The sequence below is a fragment of the Nocardioides sp. genome, assembly GCF_047607365.1.
Classification (GTDB): Bacteria; Actinomycetota; Actinomycetes; order Propionibacteriales; family Nocardioidaceae; genus Nocardioides.
Window position 1 is genome coordinate 17,715 of record NZ_JASGDD010000156.1, and the last position, 9,820, is coordinate 27,534.

7 protein-coding genes are annotated in these 9,820 nt (G+C 72.0%); 1 reads left to right on the forward strand and 6 read right to left on the reverse strand.

Annotated elements, in window-relative coordinates; translation table 11 throughout:
- Positions 1–96 precede the first annotated feature (96 nt).
- From QM572_RS12475 to QM572_RS12490, 4 genes are all read right to left on the reverse strand, one after another.
- Complete coding sequence (locus tag QM572_RS12475) at positions 97–1,242, reverse strand: acyl-CoA dehydrogenase family protein (RefSeq protein WP_415093556.1); 1,146 nt, start codon at positions 1,240–1,242, stop codon at positions 97–99.
- Between the two features lie 102 nt (positions 1,243–1,344).
- A complete protein-coding gene (locus QM572_RS12480) occupies positions 1,345–4,002 on the reverse strand; it encodes an amidase family protein (protein ID WP_415093558.1) in 2,658 nt (885 codons plus the stop codon).
- Between the two features lie 97 nt (positions 4,003–4,099).
- Positions 4,100–4,576, reverse strand: coding sequence for an acyl-CoA thioesterase (locus QM572_RS12485; protein ID WP_415093560.1), 477 nt, complete (start codon positions 4,574–4,576; stop codon positions 4,100–4,102).
- Positions 4,573–5,925, reverse strand: coding sequence for a hydroxyacid-oxoacid transhydrogenase (locus tag QM572_RS12490; RefSeq protein ID WP_415093562.1), 1,353 nt, complete (start codon positions 5,923–5,925; stop codon positions 4,573–4,575). Before QM572_RS12490 ends, QM572_RS12485 begins: the two co-directional genes overlap by 4 nt.
- Here QM572_RS12490 and QM572_RS12495 point away from each other — a divergent pair.
- A complete protein-coding gene (locus QM572_RS12495; RefSeq protein ID WP_415093564.1) occupies positions 5,924–6,625 on the forward strand; it encodes a DUF6226 family protein in 702 nt (233 codons plus the stop codon). The genes QM572_RS12490 and QM572_RS12495 overlap by 2 nt on opposite strands.
- Before the next feature lie 10 nt (positions 6,626–6,635).
- Here the strand turns inward: QM572_RS12495 and QM572_RS12500 are convergent, their stop codons facing one another.
- Together QM572_RS12500 and QM572_RS12505 are read right to left on the reverse strand one after the other, a co-directional pair.
- Positions 6,636–8,396: an MDR family MFS transporter gene (locus QM572_RS12500; RefSeq protein ID WP_415093566.1), complete on the reverse strand. Its 1,761-nt coding sequence runs from the start codon at positions 8,394–8,396 to the stop codon at positions 6,636–6,638.
- Positions 8,397–8,481: 85 nt separating this feature from the next.
- The gene (locus QM572_RS12505) at positions 8,482–9,387 is read right to left on the reverse strand and encodes a mechanosensitive ion channel family protein (RefSeq protein WP_415093568.1); all 906 of its coding nucleotides are present in this window, start codon (positions 9,385–9,387) and stop codon (positions 8,482–8,484) included.
- Positions 9,388–9,820 lie beyond the last annotated feature (433 nt).

The following is a 9,820-nucleotide window of genomic DNA, read 5'->3' on the forward strand; positions in this document are numbered from 1 at the left end:
CGGAAATGCAACCGCACGATGACCCGGACTCTGCCAGTCGTCCGGCAGGAGCGGGGTCACCGTGCGGTAACGATTTGTGCGCTCAGCGCACGAGCGTCACAGGCCCAGATCGCGGCCGATGAGCTCCTTCATGATCTCATTGGAGCCGGCCCAGATCTTCGTGACGCGGGCGTCGCGCCAGGCGCGGGCGACGCGGTACTCGTTCATGAAGCCGTAGCCGCCGTGGAGCTGGACGCAGTGGTCGAGCACCTCGGACTGGACCTGCGAGGTCCACCACTTGGCCTTGGACGCCTCGACGTGGCTCAGCTCGCCCTTGCTGTGCGCGAGCACGCAGCGGTCGAGGAACGCCTCGGAGACCTCGATCTGGGTGAAGAGCTCGGCCAGCAGGAACTTGTTGTGCTGGAACTGGCCGATGGACTGGCCGAAGGCCTTGCGGTCCTTGGTGTACTGCAGCGTCTCGATGAGGATCTGCTTGGCGTGCGCGAGGTTGGCGACCGCGCAGGAGAGCCGCTCCTGCTGGAGCTTCTGCATCATGTGGATGAAGCCCATGTTGAGCTCGCCGATGATCTCGTTGTCGGTGACGCGGACGTTCTCGAAGAAGAGCTCGGCGGTGTCGGACTCCTCCATGCCGACCTTGTCGAGCTTGCGGCCGCGGCTGAAGCCCTCCTTGGTCGCCTCGATCGCGAAGAGGGTGATGCCCTTGGGGCCCTTCTCCGGGTCGGTGCGGACGGCGGTGATCACCAGGTCGGCGGAGAAGCCGTTGGTGATGAAGGTCTTGGAGCCGTTGATGACCCACTCATCACCATCACGCGTCGCGGTCGTCTTCAGCGCCGCGAGGTCCGAGCCGCCGGACGGCTCGGTCATGCCGATGGCGAGGAGGATCTCGCCCGCGGCGACGCCGGGGAGCCATCGCTCCTTCTGCTCGGGGGTGCCGAGCTCGTTGATGTAGGGCGCCGTGATGTCGGCGTGGATGCCGACGCAGGTCGGCAGGGCCGCGTTGACCTTGGCGAGCTCCTCGGCGAGGACGGCGTTGAAGCGGAAGTCGCCCGCGCCGCCGTACTCCTCATCGAGGGCGAGGCCGAGGAAGCCGTTCTCGCCGGCCTCCAGCCAGAACTCGCGGGGCAGTGCCTTGTCGGCGATGTACTTCTCGCTGTTCGGGATCACCGAACGCTCGAGCCACTGACGCACCGAGGAGCGGAAGTCCTCGTGGTCTGCTTCGTAGATGTCGCGCTTGAGAGCCATGGGCGCGAGTCTACGCCACCAAGTTACCCGTCGGTAACCCGCGTTCCGGGGGTTCCGGGACGCGGGTCACCGACAGGGATCGGACGGGGGTCCTGCCCGGTCTCAGCGCTGCCGGACGGTCAGGAAGACGCTGTCCGAGGAGGCGAGGAAGTTGGTCGTGGGCACGTAGGCCACGCTCACCGTCCGCCGCTTCGGCCCCGTGGCGCCCTTCGCCCGGCGAGGCGCGATGACCTTGAGGACCGCCTTGCCGTCGACCAGCGTGGCGCGGTAGGTCCGCTTGCCGAGCTTGACCAGGACCGTGCCGGTCGGGACGGCGCCGGCCGGCGAGGCCACCGCGACCGCGAGGTTCACCTTCGCGCCGGGCCTCTTCCAGGACTTGGCCAGGTGGGCGGTGGTCGTCGTGGCGAACGCCGTGATGCCGACCGTGGCACCGCCGGGCGTGACCACCGTGGTCGGGTCACCGGCGGAGTCGACCGTCGTCAGGCTGGTGACGTCGACCTTCGCCGTGCCTGCCTTGAGCGCCTTGAACGTCGCCGTGACGAGCAAGGTGTCGCCCTCCGCGCCGGGCGAGGAGCCGAGCTTGGTGTGGACCAGGCGGACGGAGCCGCTTCCGGTCGTGACCGAGTCGCTCCCCGTCGTACCGCCGTCGGTGCTCGTGGAGACGAGCTCGACCGCGGACGGGTCGAAGCCGAGCGACAGGTCGTAGGCGTAGAGGTCGTCGGCCGACTCGTCGACCGTGACCGAGAAGGTCTGGCCGGGCTTCAGCGTCGAGGCGGTGGAGCCGACCGTCACGCTGCCGTCCCCCGGGGCGTCGGCGTCGACGCCCGGGCCCGCGTAGGACTCGCCGGCCAGGGCCGGGTAGAGCGAGGGCGTGGTGCGGGCCTTGGTGAGCTGCTCGAAGGAGTAGCCCAGCGAGATCAGGTCGCCCTCGGAGTAGTCGCGGCCGAGGAACTCCAGGTTGACGTTGGCGTTGGCCGCGGCACCCGAGGAGACCTCGCTCGCGTTGTCCTGGCCGGCGGGCACCGTGATCGCCGGCATACCCGTGTTGGGGCTGAGCCGGAGGTTGGTGGAGTAGGTGCCGTAGGTCGTGGTGGACGGGTAGATCACCGCGTCGAGGTCGGTCTGGTCCATGTAGGCGGTCAGGTAGGCGGAGCCGTTCTGGATCAGGGCGGTGTGCGTGCCCGGCGAGTCCGACGTGCCGATCCAGCTGTCGTAGGTCGACTGCGTGACGGCGTTGCGGCTGGTGTAGACGCTGGCGTACGACGGCACGTACCTGCCCGACGCGATGATGTCGGCCAGCGAGCGGTTGGTCACGTCGGGGTCGAGGTGGTTGGCGATGTAGACGTTGAGATCGTGCTTGAACTCGTTGGTGCTGCCGCTGCCCTCGTTGAGGATCTTCGAGATCGTCACGCCCGTGGTGGAGTCGGCCGGGATGGTCGACGGGTCGATCTCGTCGACCGTCGCGCCCGCCGCGCGGAGCGTCGCCACGGCGTCCAGGAAGATCCGCCGGGCGGCGATCTGCGCGGCGCTGGTGGCGGTCGACGCCGGAAGCATCGAGGTGAAGTAGGCGAAGTGCTTGCCGGCGAGCGACCCGTCCTCGAGGTACGACGTGTAGGACTCCGGCAGCTGCGCGTCGGTGCCCGACGTGGCGGAGTCGGCCGCATCCGTGCCGACGACCGCGTCGAGGGCGACGGCGATGTCGGAGACCGAGCGGGCGATCGGGCCGCCGGTGTCCTGGCTCAGCGCGAGCGGCACGATGCCGTCGCGGCTGGTCAGCCCGACGGTCGGACGGAGCCCGACGAGCTGGTTGTAGCTCGACGGCACGCGGATGGAGCCGCCGGTGTCGGTGCCGAAGCCGATGGCGCCGAGGTTGGCCGAGATCGAGGCGCCGGTGCCGCCGCTGGACCCGCCCGCCGACTGCGCGGTGTTGTAGGGGCTGGCGACGTACTTGCTGCTGCCCGCGGCCGACCCGGCGCTGAACTGCGAGACGAAGCCGTAGGCGAACTCGTCCATGCTGGCCTTGCCGAGGATGATCGCGCCGGCGTCGCGCAGGCCCTGGACCATCGTCGCGTCGGTCGCGGTCTGGTTGGTCTCCCAGCAGCCGCAGCCCGCCGAGGTCGGCATGTCGGAGGTGTCGTAGTTGTCCTTGAGCAGGATGGGGATGCCGTCGAGCATGCCGGTGCCGTGGCCGGCCGTCTTGCGCGCGGCGTCGCTGGCGGCCGCCGCGGTCAGGGCCGCGGTGCTGGTCGTGATGATCGAGTTCAGCGCGCGGCCGGTGCCGGAGGTGTCGACCACGGTGGCGTCGTAGGCCGCGATCCGGTCGAGGTAGTCCTGGGTGAGCTCCACCGAGGTGATCACGCCGGCGTTGAGCGCCTTCTGCATGTCGAGGGCGCTGGCCTCGACGAGGTCGAAGGAGCCGTCGTCGTAGATGACCTTCTGCGCCAGCGCGGCGAGGTCGGAGACGGTCAGGGTGCCGTCGCCGTCGAGGTCCGCCGCGGCGACGCCCGACCAGCCGCTGCCCGTGGAGGTGGTGCCCAGCGCCGCACGGACCAGGTCGAGGTCGGCGGAGGTGATCTGCTGGTCGCCGGTGAGGTCGCCCTCGGTGTAGAAGGGCGCGAGGTAGGCACCGCTGTCGGAGGTGCCCGCCGGGTGGGCCTGGTCGGTCACCTCCGCCCGGGCGGGCGAGGCGACGGCGAATCCGGCGGCGCCGACGGCGAGCGCCAGGGCGGCGGCCGTCAGGCGGGTGGGGTGGGGGGTCATGACTGCGCTGCTCTCTTTCGCGAGGGAGCCCGAGAGGACCCTGCAAAGTAAAGAGCGGAATCGTTTCGGCAGCGTGTCGGTGCGACTACGGTCCCACTCAGCGCGCTGTGAGCGCGCTGAGCTCCGCGAGCGCGGAGCGCAACGGCTCCGGGGGGACGACGGGGCGGCGGTCGTCCCGGCCGACGAAGACGTGGACGAAGGTGCCGTGGGCGACCGCGCCGGCCGCCGCGCCGTCCTCGGCGCGGAAGATGCCGATGCCCCACGTCACGGCCCGGTTGCCCAGGCGGTCGACCCGCAGGCCGAGGGTCAGGGCGTCGGGGAAGGCGATCTCGCGGTGGTAGTGGCAGGCCGACTCGGCCACCACGCCGATGACCGGGCCGCCCTGGATGTCGAGCCCGTGCTCGACCATCCAGGCGTTGGCGACGGTGTCGAAGTAGCTGTAGTAGGTGACGTTGTTGACGTGGCCGTAGATGTCGTTGTCCATCCACCGGGTCTGCAGCGCCATGTGGTGCGGGTAGTCGGCGAGCGCCGGCGGCTCCGGCCTGGCCGGCGGCGTGCCCTGCGGCCCGCTCACCAGATGCTCACGGCCTGCTCGAAGATGCTCGCCAGCTCGTCCTCGTGGATCGGGGCGGGAGCGTTGTCGAGGAGCCGGCGCTGCGGCGCGGCGCCCTCCACGAGCGCGGGTACGTCGTCGGCGGTGTAGCCCACTCCGGCCAGCCCGTTGGGGGCGCCGACGTCGCGCATCAGCGCGGCGAGCGTCTCGGCCACGGCGTCGCCGGCCTCATCCGCCCGCGACTCGACTGCCGGTGAATCGGCCCAGAGGGCGTCCATCGGGACAGGTTGACCAGCAGTCAGCTCCCTGGCGAGAGTCGGGTCGAGGAGTGCCGCTCCGAGGAGGTGGCGCGCGGGGGCCGTCGGCGCCAGGAACCGGAAGGCCGCCGGTGCGTTGACCGCCACCGCGAAGCCGTGCGGCACGAGCGGGATCTCCTGCGGGTAGCCCGGGGGGCGGTAGTCGCGGACGCGGCCGGCGACGGCGTACGCCATCGCGTGGGGGGCGTGGACGCCGGCGTTGCCGAAGGCGATCCCGGCCAGCGTGGCGGCCCACATCATCTGGTGGCGGGCCTGCTCGTCGCCCGCGACGGCGTCGCGCAGGTGGCGGCCGATGAGGGTGAGCGCCTCGCGGCAGCCGAGGTCGCTCCACGGGTTGGCGCCCTGGCTGGCGGGGCGGCTCGTCGCGGGCACCGGCGCGTCGCGAGCGGTGAACGGCCGCGCGGTGAGCGACTCGAGCGCATGGCAGAGCACGTCGAGGCCGCTCGCGGCGACGACCGCGGGCGGCAGCGTCGCCGTGACGCGCGGATCGACGATCGCCTCGGTCGGACGCAGGGCGGGCGAGGAGACCCCCGTCTTGGCGTGCCTGCTGAGCAGGTCGAAGATCGCGATGCCGGTCACCTCGGAGCCGGTGCCGGACGTGGTGGGGCAGGCGAGGTGCGGCTTGAGCGGCCCGGGGACGGCGCGGGCGCCGCCGATGGGCGCGTTGACGTAGTCGATCAGCTCGCCGTCGTGCGTCGCGAGCAGGTTGGCGATCTTGGCGGTGTCGATCACCGACCCGCCCCCGAGCGAGACGAAGGCGTCCGGCCGCGCCTCGCGCGCCCACGCGACCGCGGTCGCGAGCGACTCGTCGGTCGGCTCGACGGCGACCTCGTCGAACACCGTCACCTCGAAGCCGGCGGCGGTGAGCGAATCGTGGACGCCCAGGTCGTCCAGGCACTCGCGCACGCGCGGGTCGGTGACGAGGGCGACCCGCCGGACGGCGTACGGCGCGAGGCGGTCGGCCACCTCGCGGAGGGCACCGACGCCGAAGGTCACCCTCGACGCGTCGACGGTGTAGGCCGACTCGGATCCGAGGTCGTGCTGGCACGTCATGGCCGCGACGTTACTCGGTGCCGGAGACCCGCCGGGCGCCGTAGGGTGCCGGGCGTGGACGCGTTCGCAGCACTCCTCGCCGAGGTTGACGACGCCTTCACGCGGACCGGCGCCGCCACCCCCGCCTGGCCCGATCCGCACCCTGATCGCGAGCCGCTCGAGGAGCGAGTACTCGCGGTGCCTGGATCCAGGCAAGTACCAGATCCTCGCGGCCCGCGTCGACGCCTGGGTGGACGTGCTGACGGCGCGCGGGATGGCGCATGCCGAGGAGGTGCCGGCGAGCACGTGGGCCGGAGTCCGTCGCGCCGATCGGCCCGAGCGGATGCTGCGGGTGACGCCGCGCGCACCCGGCGCCGTCCGCCTCCTCGTCGCACCGAACGTCGTCGACGGGGGACCCTTCGGGATCGAGGTCGGCGTCGAGACCGAGGCCGACGGCACGGTGCTGATCGATCTCCTGCCCGGCTGCGGCTGCGACGCGTGCGACGACGGCTCGGCACCTCTCCTGGAGATGCTCGACGAGCGGATCCTCGCGGTGCTGTCGGGCGGGGTGACCCACGCCCGGTCCGGGTCGTCCTCGGCCACCCGGAACCGCGATGGCTGGAGGGCCGGCGGCGACGCCGATCCGGACGCATGGCTCGATCCGGCGCGAGAGGTGCCCGGCGTGACGAGGTGGATCGGGCCGGCGTGGTGGCCGGCCTGACGGTCACCGGCTACTCGTGCACCTCGACGTGCTTCGGGAACAGCAGGGCGGTGAGCAGGAGCAGGAAGGTGAGGGCGCAGGCGACCACGAAGACAGTGTGGATCGCGGGCGCGAGGACGTCGGCGGGGACCTGCTCGAGGCTGGCGGGGACGGAGCCGGTGCGGTCCTTGACGATGCCGTTGGCGACGGCGCCGAAGATCGCGACGCCGACCGCGCTGCCGACGCTGCGGGCGAACATGTTCGCGCCGGTCGCGACGCCGCGCTCGGACCACCGGACGCTGGTCTGCGCGGCGACGACACCCGGGCTGACCAGGAAGCCGAAGCCGAGGCCCATCACGAAGGTGGGCACCGCCACCCACCACACCGCGCTGTCCGCGTCGACGGTGAGGAGCAGCAGGCCGCCGGCGACGGCGAGCGAGGCGCCGAGCAGCACGGTGGCGCGGAAGCCCGCGGAGAGGTAGACCCGGCCGGCGTTGCTGGCCGAGAGCGGCCACCCCATGGTCATCGCCGCCAGCACGAGGCCGGCGACGATGGCGCCGGTGCCGAGGACGTGCTGGGTGAAGAGCGGGACGTACGACGACAGCCCCAGCATCACCAGGCCGACGAGGAAGCTCCCGGCATTGGCGCCGTTGAGGACGCGCCGGCGGAACACCCACAGGGGCAGCACCGGCTCGGGCGCTCGGGCCTCGACGTACGCGAAGGCGGCGAGGAGGACGGCGGCGACGGCGAAGATCGCGATGCCGGTCGTGGAGTCCCAGGCCCAGCGCTGGCCGCCCTCGAGCAGCCCGAGCAGGAGCAGCACGCCGCCGCCGGTGAGCAGGGTCGCGCCGAGGACGTCGACGCGGTGACGGGTGCGGGTGAGCGACTCGTGGAAGTCGCGCTGGATGAGGAAGGCGGCGACCAGGCCGAGCGGCAGGTTGACGAAGAAGATCCACCGCCACGAGACGTAGTCGGAGAAGACACCACTGAGTGTGGGGCCGATGACGCTGGCCGAGGCCCACACCATCGCGATGTAGCCCTGCGCCTTGGCGCGCTCCTCGAGGGTGTAGATGTCGCCCATGATCGTCATCGCGGTCGGCTGGACCGCACCGGCGCCGAGCCCCTGGACCGCGCGGAAGACGATGAGCGGGACCATGCCCCACGCCAGGCCGCAGAGCAGCGAGCCGACGACGAAGAGGCCGATCCCGACCAGCATGACCGGCTTGCGGCCGACGACGTCGGCGAGCTTGCCGTAGATCGGGACGGTGACCGCCTGCGCGAGGAGGTAGACCGAGAAGAGCCACGGGAACTGGGCGAAGCCGCCGAGGTCGTCGACGACGCTCGGCACCGCCGTGGCGAGGATGGTGGAGTCGATCGCGACGAGCCCGACGCTCAGCATCACACCGAGCAGGACCGGTCCGCGGTCGCTGCGCAGTCCGACGGAGCTGCGCGAGACCGTGCCGCTGCTCACGGCGTGCTCGTCGAGGTCGGCGACGCGGCGGCCGTCGTGGGCGGCGCCGATGTCGTGCCGGCGCTCGGCGACGCCGACGTCGGGGTGGCCGACGGCGAGCCGCTGAGCTCGGCCGTCGGGGTGGCGGACGGGGTCGAGGTGCTCGTGCCCTCCGCGGACTCGGACGCCTCGGCCGACCGCGTCGACGACGCGCCGGCGGTCGCCGAGGCCGTCGGCGTACGGCTCGGCGAGGCGCTCCGCGCGGGCGTCGGCGTCGACGACGTGGTCGGCGTCGTCACGGCGGGCGTCGCGTCCTCCGCCGGCGGCCGCACGAAGATCCACACGACCAGCGTCGCCACGAACACCAGGGCCAGACCCACCGTGGAGGGGCGCGGCGCCTTGGCCGGCCAGTGCCGTCCCTCGTCGGTCATGCGCCCGCGCCCGTCGGCTCGGTCCCGGTCGGCTCGCTCGCGGCGAGCTGCGCGGCGACCCGGATGCCCTCGGCGCTCAGCGCCTCGGTGATCAGGCCGCGCAGGATCCGGCCGACGTCGAACTGCCGCCCGGGCAGCGTCCGCGCGACCACCCGCACCTTGAACTGGTCGACCTCGATCGACTCCACGCCCATCACCGAGGGTTTGTCCAGGAGCAGCGGTCGCAGGTCGGGGTCGCGGAAGGCGGCCGCGCACACGTCGCGGAGCACGCCCGTCACCCGGTTGACGTCGACCTCGACGGGGATCGGGACGTCGATCAGCGCGCGGGCCCAGCCGCGCGAGAGGTTGGTGACCTGGGCGATCTGGCCGTTGGGCGTGATTACGACCTCGCCGGCAGACGTGCGGACGGTGGTGATGCGCAGGCTGACCTCCTCGACCGTGCCGAGCACGGGAGCGCCGATGCCCGCGACCGAGACCCGGACGAGGTCGCCGTAGCCGTACTGCCGCTCGGCGAGCAGGAAGAAGCCCGCGAGGAGGTCCTGCACGATCCGCTGGGCGCCGAAGCCGACGGCCACGCCGACGACCGTGGCGGCCGGGACGATGGCGCTCAGCTCGAAGCCGAGGGCCTGGATCACCTTGACGGCGGCGAGGATGTAGCCGACCACGACGAGGACCCACGAGATCACCTGGATCAGGGCGTGCTTCCGCTTGGCCTCCTCGGAGCGGACCAGGCGGTCGACGCCGTCGCCGGCGACGTCGATCCGCTCGACGGCGTGGTTGCCCAGCCACGTGACCGTACGGGCGAAGAGCACCGAGCCGGTGACCCAGAGCACCACCTCCAGCCCCGACCCGCGCGCCCACCGGCTGAGGTCGTCGGCGGCGTCGGTGGCGAGGACGATCACCTCCTCACCTTAGAGGTCGCGCGGGTAGGGCGTCCGTCGCGAGCGGCGTCTCGGTGCGTGCCCGGCAAGGCGGAGGCCCGAAGGCGGGCCGGAGGCCCGTCAAGGGGTGACAACGCCGCCGGGTGCGTGCCGAGGCGCCGCGCAGCAGGACGCCCTACCCGCGCGACCTCTTAGCGATCTCACCTCGCCCCGCTGAGCGCCGACCGGACCTCCGGCGCGAGGAGGGGCGCGAGGAGGGGCGCGACGACTCCGAGACGATCTTGAACAGTCGCGATATATCGTGATACTGTCGTGGCGAGCTAAGGATGAAAGGAGCTCACCATGAACACCGAACGATTCGACTCATCGAGCAACGACGAGAACGACGAGCGCCCCGGGCGCCGCGGACCCCGCCCCGGCGGCGGACGACGCGGCCCCCACGGCCCCGGCCCCC

Excerpts from the sequence above, each read along its gene's own strand:
- QM572_RS12475 (WP_415093556.1), bottom strand. The coding sequence starts at position 1,242 with ATGGCTCTCAAGCGCGACATCTACGAAGCAGACCACGAGGACTTCCGC.
- QM572_RS12480 (WP_415093558.1), bottom strand. The coding sequence starts at position 4,002 with ATGACCCCCCACCCCACCCGCCTGACGGCCGCCGCCCTGGCGCTCGCC.
- QM572_RS12495 (WP_415093564.1), top strand. The coding sequence starts at position 5,924 with ATGGCCGCGACGTTACTCGGTGCCGGAGACCCGCCGGGCGCCGTAGGG.
- QM572_RS12490 (WP_415093562.1), bottom strand. The coding sequence starts at position 5,925 with ATGACGTGCCAGCACGACCTCGGATCCGAGTCGGCCTACACCGTCGAC.